General features: G+C 33.9%; 13 protein-coding genes and 2 pseudogenes. 3 read left to right on the forward strand and 12 right to left on the reverse strand.

Translation table 11 applies throughout. The annotated features are described in order from the left end of the window. Positions 1 to 73: 73 nt before the first annotated feature. Positions 74 to 1237: an ABC transporter permease gene (locus IDG63_RS04180; protein ID WP_000240116.1), complete on the reverse strand. Its 1164-nt coding sequence runs from the start codon at positions 1235 to 1237 to the stop codon at positions 74 to 76. A gap of 5 nt (positions 1238 to 1242) precedes the next feature. Next, positions 1243 to 2721 (reverse strand): ABC transporter permease, encoded by a 1479-nt coding sequence (locus IDG63_RS04185; RefSeq protein WP_001796914.1) that lies wholly within the window; start codon positions 2719 to 2721, stop codon positions 1243 to 1245. Between IDG63_RS04185 and IDG63_RS04190 the strand changes: the two genes are divergently transcribed. Beyond that, the gene (locus tag IDG63_RS04190) at positions 2678 to 4270 is read left to right on the forward strand and encodes an ABC transporter ATP-binding protein (protein WP_000067364.1); all 1593 of its coding nucleotides are present in this window, start codon (positions 2678 to 2680) and stop codon (positions 4268 to 4270) included. The two genes, IDG63_RS04185 and IDG63_RS04190, sit on opposite strands and share 44 nt — an antisense overlap. Positions 4271 to 4534: 264 nt before the next feature. On the opposite strand, the gene IDG63_RS04195 is transcribed toward IDG63_RS04190, so the two are convergent. The 9 genes and pseudogenes from IDG63_RS04195 to mupG form a co-directional block, all read right to left on the reverse strand. Then, positions 4535 to 5647: an RES family NAD+ phosphorylase gene (locus IDG63_RS04195; protein ID WP_000686462.1), complete on the reverse strand. Its 1113-nt coding sequence runs from the start codon at positions 5645 to 5647 to the stop codon at positions 4535 to 4537. After that, positions 5634 to 6002, reverse strand: a pseudogene (locus IDG63_RS04200) (sce7725 family protein); the annotation flags it as partial. The gene IDG63_RS04195 and the pseudogene IDG63_RS04200, both read right to left, overlap by 14 nt. Further along, positions 5999 to 6352: pseudogene (locus tag IDG63_RS04205) on the reverse strand (sce7726 family protein); the annotation flags it as partial. The pseudogenes IDG63_RS04200 and IDG63_RS04205, both read right to left, overlap by 4 nt. A 204-nt stretch (positions 6353 to 6556) precedes the next feature. Next, entirely contained in the window at positions 6557 to 9346 is a 2790-nt protein-coding gene (locus IDG63_RS04210) for a type I restriction endonuclease subunit R (protein ID WP_000331346.1), read from the reverse strand. Positions 9347 to 9524: 178 nt separating this feature from the next. Then, entirely contained in the window at positions 9525 to 10379 is an 855-nt protein-coding gene (locus IDG63_RS04215; RefSeq protein ID WP_000422380.1) for a hypothetical protein, read from the reverse strand. Between the two features lie 210 nt (positions 10380 to 10589). Further along, positions 10590 to 11465, reverse strand: coding sequence for a pentose phosphate pathway transcriptional regulator RpiRB (rpiRb, locus tag IDG63_RS04220; protein ID WP_000181832.1), 876 nt, complete (start codon positions 11463 to 11465; stop codon positions 10590 to 10592). Positions 11466 to 11467: 2 nt separating this feature from the next. Next, positions 11468 to 12922: a PTS transporter subunit EIIC gene (locus tag IDG63_RS04225; protein WP_000159750.1), complete on the reverse strand. Its 1455-nt coding sequence runs from the start codon at positions 12920 to 12922 to the stop codon at positions 11468 to 11470. 11 nt (positions 12923 to 12933) lie between these two features. Then, entirely contained in the window at positions 12934 to 13830 is an 897-nt protein-coding gene (murQ, locus tag IDG63_RS04230) for an N-acetylmuramic acid 6-phosphate etherase (protein WP_000432017.1), read from the reverse strand. Continuing rightward, the gene (gene mupG / locus IDG63_RS04235) at positions 13830 to 14885 is read right to left on the reverse strand and encodes a 6-phospho-N-acetylmuramidase (RefSeq protein WP_000145570.1); all 1056 of its coding nucleotides are present in this window, start codon (positions 14883 to 14885) and stop codon (positions 13830 to 13832) included. Before mupG ends, murQ begins: the two co-directional genes overlap by 1 nt. Before the next feature lie 584 nt (positions 14886 to 15469). Here mupG and ptsG point away from each other — a divergent pair. Further along, on the forward strand, positions 15470 to 17515 hold the full coding sequence (gene ptsG / locus IDG63_RS04240) for a glucose-specific PTS transporter subunit IIBC (RefSeq protein ID WP_001227724.1): 2046 nt from the start codon (positions 15470 to 15472) through the stop codon (positions 17513 to 17515). Here the strand turns inward: ptsG and IDG63_RS04245 are convergent. Continuing rightward, positions 17494 to 17595: a hypothetical protein gene (locus IDG63_RS04245; protein ID WP_000979526.1), complete on the reverse strand. Its 102-nt coding sequence runs from the start codon at positions 17593 to 17595 to the stop codon at positions 17494 to 17496. The genes ptsG and IDG63_RS04245 overlap by 22 nt on opposite strands. Positions 17596 to 17787: 192 nt before the next feature. Between IDG63_RS04245 and IDG63_RS04250 the strand changes: the two genes are divergently transcribed. Then, a complete protein-coding gene (locus IDG63_RS04250) occupies positions 17788 to 19428 on the forward strand; it encodes an alpha-keto acid decarboxylase family protein (protein WP_000813553.1) in 1641 nt (546 codons plus the stop codon). Position 19429 lies beyond the last annotated feature (1 nt).

Here is a 19429-nt window from a genome sequence, read left to right on the forward strand (position 1 = left end):
ACAACCACTTAATACCAACGCTAAAACTATAATTGCGATACTAATGATTTTCTTCACATCTATCCCTACCTTTTTAATGAATTCTTGGATCTAGTGCATCACGCACTGCATCACCTATAAAATTAAATGCTAAAACGACGAACATAATACAAACACCAGGTACAATAGCTAAATTACTGTGCGTTTCCAAGTAGTTACTACCGGTACGTAAAATGTTGCCCCATTCAGCTACATCAGGTGCAACACCAAGTCCTAGGAAACTTAAACTACTTGTTGTTAATACAACCACACCTATATTTAATGAAAAACGTACAATCATAGGCGCAATCGCATTCGGTAAAATATAACGCCATATGATATTCCAAGTGTTTTCACCAGTGATACGTGCTGCATCTACATATTTCATGCGTTTAATTTCTAAAACACTGGCACGCATTGTCCGTGCAAATGATGGTATATTACCGATACTTAAAGCAATAATTAAATTTGGAATACTTGCTCCAAATGATGCAATAATTGCCACCGCTAACAATAATGATGGAATTGCAAACACTACATCTAAAATTCGCATTATTAAATTATCAATATGATTAAAATAACCTGCGATAGTGCCTAGTAACACACCAAAAATAACTGCAATAACTACTGAAATAATTGAAATTGAAAATGTCAGCTTCGTTCCTACAACTACGCGTGTAAATAAGTCTCTACCGAAATCATCAGTACCAAACGGATAGGCTAGACTCGGTCCATGTAACAGTGCATTGAACTGATTTTTAGTAGCCAATGTCGTATCAAATGTAAATTGTGACACAATTGATAATGTCAGCATGTAGACTAAAATAAGTAACCCGATAATCGCAATACGATGTCTAGTAGTTTTTCGTATAAACGATTCCCACCCGTTATAACTATGTATTTGCGATGTACGTTGGTAACGTCTAATACTTACAAACATTAATAATGTAAATACGTTGCCTGTTAATGTCATCAACAATAACAACACTTCGACGATACGTCGCCATAAGTCATGATGCTTCCATGTTTGTTCCGTTGTTAAAATGATAATTAAAATGATGGTTAAAATGATTAGCAATGTTTCAGCAATATAGAACGTATCGGCCACATAACCTTTAAAAAGATTTAATGCACTCGTTAACATAACTAAAATATAAGTTGCTATAGCATAACTTGCGAATAGTTTTAAGGAAGCTATCTTTGTTGTAAGTTTTACCATATGCCTCACTTCCTTTCGTTAATTTCACTACGTAATTTTGGATCGATTAAAGCATAAAATATATCAATAATTAAGTTTGCTAAAGATATTACAATTGATATATATACGACCCCACCCATGACTGCTGGGATATCAGGTATTAGTTGTTTTTGGACGATATAACGACCGATACCATTAATGTTAAATACTTGTTCCGTCACTGCTGAACCGCCTAGTAACTCTGCCACTAGAAGACCAACTAACGTTACAATTGGAATAATGGCATTTTTCAAAATATGTTTAATAACAACTTGTGTCGTCGATAATCCTTTTGCATAAGCAGTTAAAACATAATCGCTGCGCATTACTTCAAGTACAGAAGACCTTGTCATACGCGTGATAGAAGCAGCAATACTTGTTCCAATGACAAGTACAGGTAAAATCAACGATATTGGATGTTCTGGCATATAAGATGGTGGCAAAATATCCAATTTCAATGAGAACGCTAAAATGAATAATAGCCCTTGCCAGAAACTTGGAATAGATAAACCAATTAATGCAATTATCATTAACGTGATATCAAGCCAACTATTTCGCTTCATCGCACTGATAATACCAATTGGTATTGCAATAATTAATGCCACAATTAGCGCTAATACTGCGACAATTATTGTAATTGGAATTCTTTCGCCAACTGCTTTAGTCACAACCTCATTCCCTTTGTAAGTCGTACCTAAGTCAAAGGTAAAAACACCCTTGATGGTATCCCACAATTGAATAAAATAAGGTTCGTTAAGATGATGTAATACATTGAATTGATGTATCTGTGCCTTTGTTGCATTTTGTCCCAGTATGCTATAAGCCGCATCAAGCGGTGAAAAATACAGAATGGTAAACACACTGACAATAACACCAATGATGACAATCACAGCCATGACAATTCGCTCAAAAATATATCTAACTAATGGCTGTAAATAAATAGTCAATAAGATGAACATCGGCAAGGCCAATATTACTTTGATCATGATGAACTTATGAAATAATAAATTTTCAAAGTATGTTGAAAAATGTGCTTGTTCAATATTCTTTGAACTCGTATTAGAACTTTGTGCCTTGAATATTTTTAATGCTTCTTTATGTATTTGTGTGGATGACTTTTGCTGCGATAAATATTTATATTTTTGATGTAACGCTCGTTCAATTTCTGAAATTTCAGAATTATTAGCGTAAAAATTTTTTCTCTTAGCAGAAAAGAAAAACTTTATCACTGCATATAAAAATATTGGCAAGCTTAATACCGATAATACAAACTTGTAAAATGCCTTGTGATACAACGACTTAAAAGATTCTAAATAAGTAATTATGATAATCACTCCTTGTAAAATAATCTTGAGTAGATTACTATGATATACAAAAGTATAGAATAAATTTACACATTTGTGAATAGGGAGGCACAACATCATGTCAAATTTATTAGAAGTCAACAGTCTGAATGTACAATTCAATTATGATGAAACTACAGTTCAAGCGGTAAAAAACGTCTCTTTCGAATTACGAAAAAAACATATCCTAGGTATTGTTGGTGAATCAGGATCAGGAAAAAGTATTACTGCTAAATCTATTTTAGGGCTACTACCAGATTATCCAGATCACACATTAACAGGAGAAATTATTTTTAATGGGCAATCGTTAACTAATTTATCAACTTCAGCGTTACAACAAATTCGAGGTAAGGATATTTCAATGATTTTTCAAGATCCACTCTCTTCGTTAAATCCAAGATTAACGATCGGCAAACAAATTACAGAAGTACTATTTCAACATAAACGTGTATCTAAATCTGAAGCAAAGTCGATGACAATAGACATTTTAGAAAAAGTAGGTATAAAACATGCAACTCGACAATTTGATGCTTATCCACATGAACTTTCTGGTGGTATGCGTCAACGTGTCATGATAGCAATGGCATTGATTTTAAAGCCACAAATTTTAATCGCAGATGAACCAACAACGGCATTAGATGCCAGTACACAAAATCAATTACTGCAGTTAATGAAGTCCCTTTATGAGTACACCGAAACGTCTATTATTTTTATCACTCACGATTTAGGCGCTGTGTATCAATTTTGCGACGATGTGATTGTAATGAAAGATGGAAGTGTCGTTGAAAGTGGCACGGTTGAAAGTATTTTTAAATCGCCACAACATACCTATACGAAACGCTTAATAGATGCAATTCCTGATATTCATCAAACCCGTCCGCCAAGACCGTTAAACAATGATATTTTATTAAAATTCGATCGCGTGAGCGTGGATTACACATCACCGAGTGGCAGCCTATACCGAGCAGTTAATGATATTAACTTGGCTATTAGAAAAGGCGAAACATTAGGCATTGTCGGTGAATCAGGGTCAGGGAAATCGACATTAGCTAAGACGGTCGTCGGTCTAAAGGAAGTGTCAGAAGGCTTTATTTGGTATAACGAATTACCATTAAGTTTATTTAAAGATGATGAATTGAAATCTTTACGACAAGAGATACAAATGATTTTTCAAGATCCATTCGCATCTATTAATCCAAGATTTAAAGTCATTGATGTGATTAAACGACCACTAATCATTCATGGGAAAGTCAAAGATAATGATGACATTATTAAAACTGTCGTATCGTTGTTAGAAAAGGTTGGCCTAGATCAAAGTTTCTTATATCGCTATCCACACGAATTATCTGGTGGGCAACGTCAGCGTGTAAGTATCGCGAGAGCACTTGCTGTAGAACCTAAAGTGATTGTTTGCGACGAGGCAGTGTCCGCTTTAGACGTTTCAATTCAAAAAGATATCATCGAGTTATTAAAACAATTACAGTTAGACTTCGGCATCACTTATTTATTCATCACACATGACATGGGTGTTATCAATGAAATATGTGATCGCGTTGCAGTTATGAAAAATGGCGAAATCGTTGAACTGAATAACACAGAAGATATTATCAAACATCCGCAATCAGACTATGCAAAGCAACTTATTTCAGAAGTAGCAGTTATTGCTAAATAAAAGTCATGCGTTGTGTAACTTTATCACTGTATGGTCTGGAATAAATCGGGCAACCTCTGATGTGTTATGTTAGATGACTTTGTCATACTAACTATATTGTGCTAAGTTAGGGCTCGGCACCATATCAAGTTTTAAGTGCCTTGCCATGATTTAAGGGTCACACCCATACTCTGGGCATTTTGACGCCAGAATAAATCCCCCGCCACTATGTGAAGTGCGGGGGATTATTTATATTTTATTAGAATATTCAGATTTTCGAGTGTGTCAACTTAGCTTAGTCAATGTATATTTAACATCAATTACTCTTTTTCTTTCATAATTAACACATTCAAATAAATTTTGATCAAAAAACACAAAGTTAAAAGTACCATCTTGCAATATGCTCTCATACATTATCCCGTCATATTTAAGGCTTCGAATATAATCAGCTAAATATTGAAATGGCAAATAATCTATTCCTTGTTCATCGCTTGGATTTGTTATTCCTTTATGAATCTTTTTTAATGTTTGGTGATTTACAAAATACTTTCTAAATCCATCATCGCCAGCTTTGATTGCATTACTAGTTAAATTAGTTAAATTCGCAATTTTCAATTTCTCTTTTGTAACGTTTTTTTGTAACTTAACCTTACCTATATAAATAATGTCATTATGCTTAGGTTTAACTTCTTCTATACTGACCTGTTCTTTTGTACTAAGGTATAATACGCTTATCCATTTAGAATTCAATCTTCCTGCCGTTGCAAATCCCTTTGGTGGTGACATTAGTTCACTTTTCTCTGTAATGAACTTAACTATTCTAGATCTATATAATGGTTCAAATCTTTCTCTAAATTCCTCAATACTATAGTAATTAGTAGTGATATCGAGAAAGAACGCTAAATTCTCTAAATTGATCATATTATTATGAAATCTATTTTTATACTTCAAGCTCTCACAAAATCCATCCCAGTCATTATTTGCTACAATTAGATTTTCATTTGTATATTTTTTATCTTTAATGATTTTAGCGCTTACTAAACCTTCCAACACCCGTCTATCTATATTTTCATCATCTTTAAAAAGTTCATTTAAAATACAACTTATTTTATCTTCTTCAACATTAAATATACTCCAATCATCTTTTAATGCTGTTTCAATTTTTTTACCTTCTTTTTGGCTAAAAGTATCTGGTAAATTTATACTAATATCATATAATTCTAACGCTGGTCTTAAATAATCTCTAATCTGCTCTAATTTATCTATGTGTCGAGTCGTATCAAATATTTTAACACCAAGATGATCGTTATCAATATCACAATTGTCAAATTTGCTATTATCATTTACAATGATTTCTACGATTTCAGTATTATTAAAACATTTTTCACATATTTTCATTTTGAGACTCCAAGTATCTATTCATAATTTCTAGATGATGCATGATAGATAACCTTTTAATTAAACCTAATCCTGGATACTTATTATTTTCATTTAATTCTTCAAATTGTCCGATTGCATAAGATCTATTTTTATTATCTAAGTTTTTAGACCAAGTTACTAATTTATCTACAGCCTCAAAAAACTTTTTAGCTGGATTTAATCTATCGTTATTAGAATCAGAGACAAAATGTTTAACTCTTAACTCATTAGCCTCATCAAAATAGACAATATGTATCGCAATAGCTAATGGCGAAAAGCCACCGTCTACATATTCTCCACCTATAACAGAATAGTCTGAAAATGCTACGTATCCAGCTTATCTAATTCTGTTTTAATCTCATAGACAACGCCTTTGCCGTTTAACAATATAAAATCAGCAATACTTTTCCCTATGGGCATCTCAGAAAGTGCAGTAGTTGTATTAATAGAATGTCGTCCTAGAAGGAGTTTATTAAGTATTGTGTTTTTGTAAAAATATTCGTTACGATAAGACTTTTTAAGATAATTATATAAAGATTTCATCTTCTGTATTACATTGATATTTTTAGGTCCCTGTATATAAAAATCATATGCCTCATCAACAACATCACTTTTATTTTTGATTGCAATTTGATGTAATATCTTTTGACTAAAAACACGATTAATCATATTTCTATTATCCATAGCTACGCACCTCCTTCAACATACATTTAATACTTATCCTGTTAATATTATAAACTATTTTAAATGCCTATAGACATTATTTCTATACGCATACGATGATAAAATTGTATTGAAACCAAGTGATGATTGCCAAATACATGATAACTTACAAAAGATAGAAAATAATAATGCCCCCTACACTAATCTAGCGAGGGGGCTGAATCATTACACACCGTATTTTTCAGTTGTTTCTGCCACGAAAGATTCAATGGCTTTTCTTGCTTTACGTTTTTCTTTCAATGGCAAATCACCAATCATTTTTTTAAGGTGATGTGGGTTTACAACACCACTATACTGGTAGTCATTTGAAATTGTTTTTAGGGCTTGTTCATCGATAGATCTCTCTCCAGCAAATCCTTTGAACTCCGCTTCTTTTTTAATACTTTCGAAATTGACATATTCTTGATCGATATCATCATCCTTATTTAAAGAGGGTACAACATTGTCTATGAATTCTCTAATTAGATCTCGTTTTAACCTCAATGTCGGATCATCTGCATGATCTAAAATACGTCTAATTTGTTCTTGGTTACGACGTTGTTCCGCCTTGTCTTCAAGATCAATTTGTCTCAATATATTCATAATATAATTCACATTAATCGTATCATTACGCATCATTTCTATTTCGAAATCAATATCATTTAAAATGGATACTTTATTTTTCTCAGCCGTCGCTCTTTTTACTTGATCGTACACAGCTAAATATTTACTTTTATAGTCTTCATTCTCTTGTTCATCCATTCCAATTTCATCAATTGTAAACTCAAACTCGTCAAATGCTTTTAAACGTAATATTATTTTAGCTAATAAACGATAAGCTTCAACAAAGCGCTTTAGCTCTTCTTCATCTTGAATGTCATCAACCATGTGTGGTGTCGGCACAATCATTTTAAGCTCACGATAAGCGTCCATAAATTCTTTTTTATACTCTTCATAACTACGCATTAAAATTGTATCCGTATCATTTGTTTGTGAGAATACTCTCAGTGCATCGTCTGTCTCTTTTTTCAAGTCACGATAGTTTACAATTTTACCAAATGGCTTTGATTCTTTTTCAACCCTATTTGTACGTGAATACGCTTGAATTAAATCATGATACATTAAATTCTTGTCAACATATAAAGTGTTCAGTACTTTACTATCAAAACCAGTTAAGAACATATTAACAACGATTAAGATATCAATTTTACTATCTTTAACGCCCTTTTTAACGTTTTTTGAAATATGATTAAAATACTCATTAGTTGTGTCTGTTGAAAAATTCGTCTCGAACTTTTTATTATAATCGCTAATCATTATCTCTAATTTTTCACGTGAATGATATGGCACTTCACCATCACGATCATCTTCATTAGGTTTAAACGTAAATATACCAGCTACCGTTAATGGTTGTTCCAACTTTTTGTTAAGTCGCTTAAATGTCTCATAATATTTAATAAGCGCGTGAATACTTTGGACTGTAAATATACTTGAATATTGACGATTACGTGTATATTTATCATGATTATTGATGATATGTCGTGTTACTAATTCCACACGTTTATCCGCTAACCATACTTCTTCCGTATCAATTGCTTCAACCATGCTGTTATCTTCTGCTTTTAAAGCTTTATTTTTAAAAGTATTAATATAGTCAACTGAGAAACCAAGTACATTACCATCATGAATGGCATCTCTAATTAAATACGTATGTAAGCATCTACCGAAAATATCTGCAGTTGTTCTACCATCTTGACTACTATTTTCTGGGAAACGTGGCGTGCCAGTGAACCCAAAGTATTGGGCATTTTTGAAATGTTGTTTAACTAGACGATGCATGTCACCAAATTGACTGCGATGACACTCATCAATAATAAATACAACTTTATTCGTTTTATACTGTTCTAATAAATGGGCATTACCTTGAATCGCTTTAGCCATTTTTTGAATCGTCGTTACAATAAGTGGCAAACTTTTATCATTTAGTTGGCGTACCAGTTGCGAGGTATTAAAAGTTTTGTCTACAGCACCCTTAGCAAATTTATTAAATTCCTCTTCTGTTTGGCTATCCAAGTCTTTACGGTCAACCAAAAAGATAACTTTCTTAATGTCATCTTGCTGTGATAAAATCTGACTCGCTTTAAAAGAAGTCAACGTCTTACCACTTCCAGTTGTATGCCATACATATCCATTATTCCCTGTCTCAGTCGCTTGTTGAATAAGTGCTTCTACCGCATACACTTGATACGGACGCATTGCCATCAGTATTCTATCTGTTTCATTAATAATCATATAGCGCGATATCATCTTAGCTAATTGACAAGGTCTCATAAATGACTCAGCAAACGATTGCAATGTATTGATACGGTTATTCTGTTTATCACTCCAATAAAACATGTGACTCTTCAATAGTTCGCTATCATTATTAGAAAAGTATCGTGTTTCAACACCATTACTAATGATAAACATTTGTATGTAGCGGAATAAGCCTGTGTAATTTTGTTTACGGTAACGTTTTACTTGGTTAAACGCCTCATTAATATCAATACCTCGACGTTTCAATTCAACTTGGACAAGGGGTAGTCCGTTGATTAATATCGTTACATCATAACGTGCTTTATATGTATCCTCGACAGATACTTGATTCGTCACTTGAAACTTATTTTTACACCAACTTTTCGTATCTAAAAACGACAAATAAATCTCAGACTCATCATCACGTCTAAGTGGTAATTTATCACGTAAAATACGGGCACTCTCGAAAATACTTTTCCCATCAATCATCGTTAACAGACGTTGAAATTCTTTATCTGTTAAGGGATTGCCTTCTAATTTGTCCGCATGACGCTCATTTAAAATCGTTCTAAAATTATCAAGCAATTGCTTATTATCACGTATCGTTACTCTTTCGTAACCCAATTGTTCAAGTTGATTCATCATTTCATTTTCTAATGCGTATTCACTTTGGTATGCCATTCATATCCCCTTCCATACACTTTCTATTGCTCTAAATATATCATAAACTTTAATGAAAAATGTTTGTTTTTTATCTTCAAACGTAAATTTATTCTAATTTTATTGTCTTATCTTTTAATATTTGTCTTTGAGATAAGTCGTATACTAAAAACACCAACACACACTATCCTTTATATTTTTATACTTCTATGCCAGAGTTCAACTTTTGAATATATTGTGTCCTCAATTGTTTGTTCTCTGTATATATTTTATTGAATATGATTGATTGAAAAACAAAAGTGAAAATGTACATAACAATTGGAATAAAAGCATTATACATGTCATTATCAAAATAGGATAAAGAAAAAATAAATAAAATGAACACTATCGGCATTGTAAAACGACATAAAATAATAGACCAATTATTTATAAAAAGCCAACTTCTTATTAAGTTTTTTCTATTTAGCGTAATGATATGGAATATTTTGTCGTTTTTATTTTGATAAAAACTTTCAACTTTTTCATAGTGTCCATATATGGTTTGATTTAGGTCAATTATTTTGTAGTTTGATCCAGGTTCGTAAAGGTCATTATTGCCAACTTTAAAACAATCTTTAATTAATGTACTTTCTTTATTTACAACAAACCTATAGGGATGTATGTAATCACAATTTCCACACATTTTATATAATTGAAATCTATTAACAATCGCTAAATAATTTCGGTAAGTTGAAATAGCTATAAATAAGATTAATCCATAACTTATGACTATTAATAAAAACCATATTGTATTAATAAATTCACTATGAGGTCTCTCTAGCAGTTTAATATATATTTTATAATTCAAGAATCCTAAAAGAAAATACATTGGTAACACTGTGCCAATCATAATAATTGCCCTATCGAATATTCTATATTTGTTTTCAGTATTAATGATTTTTGAATACCAACTTTTTAACTCAGGAAATATTACAGACGTGAAAATTGTTAGCGATAAAGTAACAATTATCTTATTGTTTTCTTTTACAAAATTAATCATCTCGTTAAGTTCCAAATTAATTCCCCCATTAATAACAGCATTTAATTTCCATCTATGAAAAAAGCAAAGCTCAAATCTGAACTTTGCTTTAATTTGTCACGCCTTTATCATTTTCAAAATAGCCTCTATGCCAGTTTTACAAACTTGTAGCAACAATTTTTCATCAAGCAACTGAATCACATCAAAAACTTCAATTGTTTACGTTGCAACTAACTTTATATTAATCTAATGTTTAAAATCTATCGTCGCAAGATGTTTCCTGTAATTATCAAGTGCCATTTTCGATTGGGTTATACAATCTAGAATCGCATGATAATTTAATGCTACAAATCGATAGTACAATATATCTACCGTGAATAACTGTGCAAATAGTGACGTTGTAGCCGCCATACGCATTTCATTTTCATCAGTTCTGCCATAAATCAATGCATAGTCTGCAATTTGAGCCACTGGATTATTAGCTGTACTAGATATAGTTATGATGGGAATACTGTAATGTGTGGCCACCTGTGCAATTGACTGCAATTCACTATGACTACCTTGATTCGTCACAAAAATCATGCAATCTCTATCATCATGCGTCGCAAATGTTGACACAAGTAAATGCGTTTCATGTAATAACCTGACATTTAAGCCAATACGAGATAACTTTTGAAAAAGATCACCAATAGTCAAACTCGATGCGCCAAATCCAAATAAAAATATTGTCCTGGCATTTTTCAACACATCACAAATTGCATCAATTTGCGCATCCATAATATTAGTAGCTACAAATCGCATCGTATTCGTTGCTCTAGCAATCATTTTATTTTTCAAAGTTTCTACAGATTCATTTTCAATCAATTCTAAATGTGGATTGGTTGCAATATCTTCGGGTAAGTATCGAGATATCGCAATCTTTAGCTCTTGAAAACCTTGATGTGTCATTTTCCGACTAAATCTAACAATTGATGCTGTACTAACATTCGTAACATCTGCCAAATCATTCACAGTCATATCAATGATTTTATGTGGATTCTTTAAAATGTAATCAGCGATTATCTTTTCTGTCTTCGTAAAATCACTCAACTGCTTATCAATGCGATATAAAATATTTGTCATCATTAATCACCCAACAAATCTGTCTGTCGCATCGCCTTTGTCGTTCCAAATAAATATGTACAAACGAATCCACCAGCATACGCAGCAAGTAATCCTGCAATATAACCTAAATACATATTATCTGAGATTAATGGTAATAGTGACACACCACTTGGGCCTATTGCTTTGGCACCAATATGTCCAATTCCACCTATTACAGCGCCACCAATACCACCACCAATACAAGCAGTTAAGAAAGGTCGACCTAATGGCAAAGTCACACCATAGATTAATGGTTCTCCGATACCTAGGAAACCAACTGGCAATGCACCTTTTAAAGTATTACGTAATGTTGTGTTGCGTTTACATCTTACCCAAAGTGCTAATGCGGCACCTACTTGTCCAGCACCAGCCATCGCTGCAATTGGCAATAAGTAAGTAGCACCTGATTGGTTAATCATTTCTATATGAATTGGCGTAAAAATATGATGAAGCCCTAACATAACTAACGGTAGGAAGCTTGCACCAATGATAAATCCACTAAATACGCCACCAATACTAATAATTCCGTTAACTACTGAAACTAAACTGTCTGAAACAAAACCTGCTAATGGCATAAAGATAAAGATAGTTAATAGTCCTACAATCAACAATGCAATAGTCGGCGTTACAATAATATCAATCGCATTTGGCACAATTTTATGTAATCTCTTTTCGACAATACTTAAAATCCAAACGGCAAAAATAACGCCAATAATCCCACCTTGTCCAGGTTGCAATGGTTCTCCAGTGAAGACATTCATTAAAATATTTTTACCAGCAATACCCGTTAATAACGTTGTACCACCAATCACGCCACCAAGTCCTGGTGTCGCACCAAATTCTTTAGCCGCATTAATACCAGTGAAAATAGCTAAGTATGCTAACATACCGTCTTTAATGACATTGAATACTGTTATAAGTTGCGTAATCCAAGCACCTGAAATATAGCCTGCCACCATTAAGTTACTCAGTACTGCTGCAATACCACCAATTAATCCAGCTCCAATAAATGCAGGAATCAACGGTATAAAGATATTGGCAATTGATTTCAATACTTTATTCAACTTACCATTCTTTTGTTTTGCTTTATGCGCTTCCTTATTCGCCTTTGCTTTATCAGCTGCATATGATTTATAGTCCATTTTTTCACTATCATTGTGATGGTGTGGTATTGGGTCACCTAGTTTAACACCACTTAATTCCGCCATATGATTAGCCACTTTATTGACTGTACCAGGTCCAACCACAACTTGAATGCGTTCATCGTGTATAACACCCATGACACCATCAATATGCCTTAGTTCTTGGTCATCTACTTTATTCTCATCTAATACTTTAATACGCACACGTGTCATACAGTTCATGACACTATCTATATTATCCATACCACCTACTGCAGCAATAATTCGTTCTGCAAGTTGTTGTTCTTTGGTCATTTAAATCCCTCCTAAGGTTGTCTATCTCTGATTGCTCGTTTAACAATGTCACCATTGTTTAATAACCGTCTTGTTGCTTCTTCCTTAGAAATGCCACACATACCCATAACTGTCGCAACTTTCACATCATGCTCAGATACCTGATATAACGCCATTGCTTCATCATATGTGATAGCACATATTTCTTGAATAATACGCACTGAACGGTCGATCAGTTTTTGATTGGTTGCTTTAACATCAATCATGAGGTTATCGTAAACTTTTCCGACACCAACCATTGTGATGGTTGAAATCATATTTAAAATTAACTTTTGTGCTGTACCAGACTTTAAACGCGTTGAACCAGTTAATACTTCTGGACCAACTTTAACTTCTACTGGATACTGCGCAATTTCACTTATAACTGCATGTTCATTGCATGAAATAGATACTGTTGTAGCACCGATTGTGTTAGCAAATGTTAAACCGCCTATAACATATGGCGTTTTGCCACTCGCGGCAATTCCTATAACGACATCTTTTGATGTTAAATCTATATTTTTCAAATCTTCTTCCGCTAATTTTTTGTGATCTTCCGCACCTTCTACAGCCATCGTCATAGCATGTTGTCCACCAGCAATAATACCTATAATTTCATGAGGGTCAGTATTGAATGTAGGTACACACTCCGCTGCATCTAAGACACCCAATCTTCCACTTGTACCTGCACCGATATAGATCAATCGTCCACCCTTTTTATACTGTGCAATTGTTTTTTTAATTACTTTTGTCAATTGTGGTATTGCCTTTCGAACTGCTAACGGGACTTGCTGATCTTCTTTATTCATCGTAATTAAAGCCTCTTCCACAGTCATTTCATCAAGATGCATCGTCGCTTCATTACGCGCTTCGGTCGTACTATTTTCCATCACTTCTTACACTCCCTAGTTTTTTGAAAATCAAATGTATCATTCGGCTCGATACAACTTAACAGTGGTAAGTCTTCTTTAATAATTTGTGCAACAACATTCACATTGTCATGTGCACTAAGCGTTTGTCTCACAATTTGCATTTCGCCTTGATAACGTCCGTTATTCAAATTATCAACGGTTACTGAACCAATGCGTCGTTGCGTCGTAAACTGTGGTTGAATCGAATGTGGACATATTTGTCTTGACGTTTCCGAACGAATGACATTTTCCGGATTATCCGGGCGTACTTTATGACACATATCGAAAAGGTAAGTCACTGTCGTATCAAACACTTCTTCAATACATAACGTGAAATGCCTATGCTTGCAAAAATCTATAAGTTGTTTTGCCTGCCTCATTTCAATCAATGAGTCTCCAACTAACACTTCAGATACACCAGTTTCTTGTAATAATTTAGCTGCAACGACAGGATGACTATGTCTCGTTGCTTCAATTGTTGGCAAGCCTTTATGCAAAGGACCTCGCAAACCACTCCCTACAATAAAACCATATATTTGTGCCTTTGGATTAAATTGATAAATGAGTTCATTTTTCTTATTGACCAAGTCAACAGATAATCCCGTATCTGGTCTTGGATAATAGTTATGACAAAATGAAAGTAATGTAAAATCATTCAATTGTTGATGTAAGCTTGTTAACAATTCCCGGGAAATAATACTTGCATTCAAACAGCACTTTAAACCCTGTGCCATTATCGCTTCGATTGCCTCAATTGATGTACTATGATCGATACGAATCATAAATTGTGCATCATATTGTCGAAGATGCTCATAAAAAGATGGTGTTAAAATAGATGGATTAGCATCTATGAGGTAAGTCACTTGTTCATGTTTCAATAAATTGAGTAGTTTTGTGAAATAATGATATTTTGTCTCGTCATCTTCTTCTGGTATTTGTACAGATGTAAAAATCATTTGGTAACCTTGTTTAATCATTCGCTTAATATACGCTTCATCTAAAGGTTGTCCTAAATACACTGAAAAGCCTGTCAAAGTAGCCCTCCTTAACAATATAATTATTAGGAAAATATAGTTGAGTTGTGTAATCGCTTACATTTTACTATAAGAGAAAACACATTACAATATTAATCAGTTAAAGCCTGTTCATTGTAATAATCTTACATATTTCTGTCACAAGTTAATTATTACACCATCAAAGATTATCCTTTCTTTTAAGTGCTGATAATAGCTGCTACTGCTGGATTATTACAACAACTTTTATACATTTTATTCAGGATTATCTTATATTATGTTTTAATAATAATCTGTGAACATTTAAGAGATTTGAAATTGAATTTAATAATTGTATTGAAAACGCATACTTCACCATGCTAAAATAGGAGTCGCAAACAAATAAGATTCAATAAGATGTGATGGTAAGCTAGATAAACTAACGTATCAGTTTTATATACTACTTAGTCAATTGCTTCTTTTACATTAATTACATACACCAACGTGTTACTAAGTAAGATTAGGCATGAGTTAAATTAAGCTGTGATGGTTACCAACACAGTCTATTTGCTCGTGTCTTTTTTATTGAATCTTAAATATTACATACAACTTTGGAGGTTGGACAAGTGAGGAAGAAACTTTTCGGTCAATTGCAACGTATTGGTAAAGCGCTAATGTTACCTGTTGCGATTTTACCAGCAGCTGGTCTGTTATTAGCTATCGGTACAGCTATGCAAGGTGAATCATTACAACACTACTTGCCGTTTATACAAAATGGTGGCGTACAAACTGTCGCTAAATTAATGACAGGTGCTGGTGGTATCATTTTTGATAACTTGCCTATGATTTTCGCATTAGGTGTCGCAATCGGATTAGCTGGCGGTGATGGCGTAGCAGCTATCGCAGCATTCGTCGGTTACATAATCATGAACAAAACAATGGGCGACTTTTTACAAGTTACACCTAAGAATATTGGTGATCCAGCGAGTGGTTACGCTAGCATTTTAGGTATCCCAACATTACAAACAGGTGTGTTCGGCGGTATTATAATCGGGGCCCTGGCAGCTTGGTGTTATAACAAGTTCTATAACATTAACTTACCATCTTATTTAGGTTTCTTCGCTGGTAAGCGTTTCGTACCTATTATGATGGCTACAACATCATTTATTTTAGCATTCCCAATGGCATTAATTTGGCCAACGATTCAATCAGGATTAAATGCATTCAGTACAGGATTATTAGATTCAAATACTGGTGTTGCCGTATTCTTATTTGGTTTCATCAAGCGTTTATTAATTCCATTCGGTCTACATCACATTTTCCACGCACCGTTCTGGTTCGAGTTTGGTTCATGGAAAAATGCAGCTGGTGAAATTATTCACGGTGACCAACGTATCTTTATCGAACAAATTCGTGAAGGCGCACATTTGACAGCTGGTAAATTCATGCAAGGTGAATTCCCTGTTATGATGTTCGGTTTACCTGCAGCAGCTTTAGCAATTTATCACACAGCTAAACCTGAAAATAAGAAAGTAGTAGCAGGTTTAATGGGTTCTGCTGCTTTAACATCATTCTTAACTGGTATTACAGAACCATTAGAATTCTCATTCTTATTTGTAGCACCATTATTATTCTTTATTCACGCAGTACTTGATGGTTTATCATTCTTAACATTGTACTTATTAGATCTTCATCTAGGTTATACATTCTCAGGTGGTTTCATCGACTACTTCTTACTCGGTATACTACCTAATAAGACACAATGGTGGTTAGTTATTCCTGTAGGTCTTGTATACGCAGTTATTTACTACTTCGTATTCCGATTCTTAATTGTAAAATTAAAATACAAAACACCAGGTCGTGAAGATAAACAATCACAAGCGGCTACTGCTTCAGCAACTGAATTACCATATGCAGTATTAGAAGCTATGGGTGGCAAAGCAAACATTAAACATTTAGACGCTTGTATCACACGTCTACGCGTTGAAGTTAACGACAAATCTAAAGTTGATGTTCCTGGTTTGAAAGATTTAGGCGCATCTGGTGTATTAGAAGTCGGCAATAATATGCAAGCAATTTTTGGTCCTAAATCTGACCAAATCAAACATGAAATGCAACAGATTATGAATGGTCAAGTAGTAGAAAATCCTACTACTATGGAAGACGATAAAGACGAAACTGTTGTTGTTGCAGAAGATAAATCTGCAACAAGCGAATTGAGCCATATCGTGCATGCACCATTAACTGGTGAAGTAACACCATTATCAGAAGTGCCTGATCAAGTGTTCAGCGAAAAAATGATGGGTGACGGTATCGCTATCAAACCTTCACAAGGTGAAGTTCGTGCACCATTCAACGGTAAAGTACAAATGATTTTCCCAACAAAACATGCAATTGGTCTTGTATCAGATAGTGGTTTAGAACTATTAATCCACATCGGTTTAGACACTGTTAAATTAAACGGAGAAGGCTTTACTTTACATGTTGAGGAAGGTCAAGAAGTTAAACAAGGTGATTTATTAATCAACTTTGATTTAGACTACATCCGCAATCATGCAAAGAGTGATATTACGCCTATTATCGTGACACAAGGAAACATTACAAACCTTGATTTTAAACAAGGTGAACATGGCAACATTTCATTTGGCGATCAATTATTTGAAGCTAAATAATGCTTACTATAAACAGGTGCGTATACCTTCATAAGGTGACGCGCCTGTTTTTTCTTTGCTATTGTATTTTGCAGCATCATTGATAGTTCGCTCTCCCCTTAAATTTTGAATTTTAAGATCATCAATTAAAGCCCCCCTTCATACTCATTTCCTAAAAAATATTAATTGTTCACTATTGTTAGCGTTTTCACAACAAAGTCAACTTCCTTGACCTTACACTATATTCGAGGCTATCATTTTAAGTGTAAATATAGAGAAAAGGTGGTTTTTTTATGAAACAACGCATTGGAGCTTACTTAATTGACGCTATTCATCGAGCAGGCGTCGATAAAATTTTTGGTGTTCCTGGTGATTTTAATCTCGCTTTTCTAGACGATATTATCAGCAATCCCAATGTAGATTGGGTAGGAAATACAAATGAATTAAACGCAAGTTACGCAGCGGACGGTTATGCCCGTCTTAATGGACTCGCTGCATTAGTTACTACATTTGGTGTTGGCGAATTAAGTGCCGTCAACGGTATCGCAGGTTCATATGCTGAACGCATACCTGTCATTGCGATTACAGGTGCGCCGACACGTGCTGTTGAACAAGGCGGTAAATATGTACATCACTCACTTGGTGAAGGTACATTTGACGACTACCGAAAAATGTTTGCACATATAACCGTTGCACAAGGTTATATCACACCTGAAAATGCAACAACCGAAATACCACGTTTAATTAATACAGCAATCGCCGAAAGACGCCCAGTTCATTTACATTTACCAATCGATGTCGCAATCTCTGAAATTGAGATACCGACACCATTTGAAGTGACGGCAACTAAAGATACGGATGCATCAACATATATAGAGTTATTAGCATCTAAATTGCATCAAGCGAAGCAGCCTATCATCATTACTGGACATGAAATTAACAGTTTTCACCTCCATCAAGAATTAGAAGATTTTGTAAATCAAACACAGATACCAGTAGCACAACTTTCATTAGGAAAAGGTGCTTTTAATGAGGAAAATCCATATTATATGGGTATTTACGATGGGAAAATTGCCGAAGATAAAATACGAGATTATGTGGACAACAGCGATTTAATTTTAAATATTGGAGCCAAATTAACAGATTCAGCAACAGCAGGATTTTCATACCAATTCAATATCGATGATGTCGTTATGTTAAATCATCATAATATCAAAATTGACGATGTTACAAATGACGAAATATCTCTACCATCGTTGTTAAAACAGTTATCCAATATTTCATATACGAATAACGCATCGTTCCCTGCTTATCATCGTCCAACATCACCCGATTATACTGTTGGCACAGCACCATTAACACAACAAACTTATTTTAAAATGATGCAAAATTTCTTAAAACCAAACGATGTCATCATTGCTGATCAAGGTACATCATTCTTTGGTGCTTATGATTTAGCATTATACAAAAACAATACTTTTATAGGGCAACCGTTATGGGGTTCTATCGGCTATACATTACCTGCAACATTAGGTTCACAATTAGCAGACAAAGATCGTCGTAACTTATTATTAATTGGTGATGGCTCATTGCAACTAACTGTTCAAGCTATTTCAACTATGATTAGACAGCATATTAAACCGGTATTATTTGTGATTAATAATGACGGCTATACGGTAGAACGACTTATTCACGGCATGTATGAACCTTATAATGAAATTCACATGTGGGATTATAAAGCTTTACCAGCTGTATTTGGTGGTAAAAATGTTGAAATTCATGACGTTGAATCATCAAAAGATTTACAAGACACGTTTAATGCAATTAATGGTCATCCCGATGTGATGCATTTTGTCGAAGTCAAAATGTCTGTCGAAGACGCACCGAAGAAACTGATCGATATCGCTAAAGCTTTTTCACAACAAAATAAATAAT

Source organism: Staphylococcus sp. EG-SA-14, assembly GCF_017151935.1.
Classification (GTDB): domain Bacteria; phylum Bacillota; class Bacilli; order Staphylococcales; family Staphylococcaceae; genus Staphylococcus; species Staphylococcus aureus.

Excerpts from the sequence above, each read along its gene's own strand:
- IDG63_RS04180 (WP_000240116.1), bottom strand. The coding sequence starts at position 1,237 with ATGGTAAAACTTACAACAAAGATAGCTTCCTTAAAACTATTCGCAAGT.
- IDG63_RS04245 (WP_000979526.1), bottom strand. The coding sequence starts at position 17,595 with ATGATGCTGCAAAATACAATAGCAAAGAAAAAACAGGCGCGTCACCTT.
- IDG63_RS04225 (WP_000159750.1), bottom strand. The coding sequence starts at position 12,922 with ATGACCAAAGAACAACAACTTGCAGAACGAATTATTGCTGCAGTAGGT.
- murQ (WP_000432017.1), bottom strand. The coding sequence starts at position 13,830 with ATGGAAAATAGTACGACCGAAGCGCGTAATGAAGCGACGATGCATCTT.
- IDG63_RS04250 (WP_000813553.1), top strand. The coding sequence starts at position 17,788 with ATGAAACAACGCATTGGAGCTTACTTAATTGACGCTATTCATCGAGCA.
- IDG63_RS04210 (WP_000331346.1), bottom strand. The coding sequence starts at position 9,346 with ATGGCATACCAAAGTGAATACGCATTAGAAAATGAAATGATGAATCAA.
- IDG63_RS04195 (WP_000686462.1), bottom strand. The coding sequence starts at position 5,647 with ATGAAAATATGTGAAAAATGTTTTAATAATACTGAAATCGTAGAAATC.
- IDG63_RS04190 (WP_000067364.1), top strand. The coding sequence starts at position 2,678 with ATGTCAAATTTATTAGAAGTCAACAGTCTGAATGTACAATTCAATTAT.
- rpiRb (WP_000181832.1), bottom strand. The coding sequence starts at position 11,465 with ATGACAAATATTTTATATCGCATTGATAAGCAGTTGAGTGATTTTACG.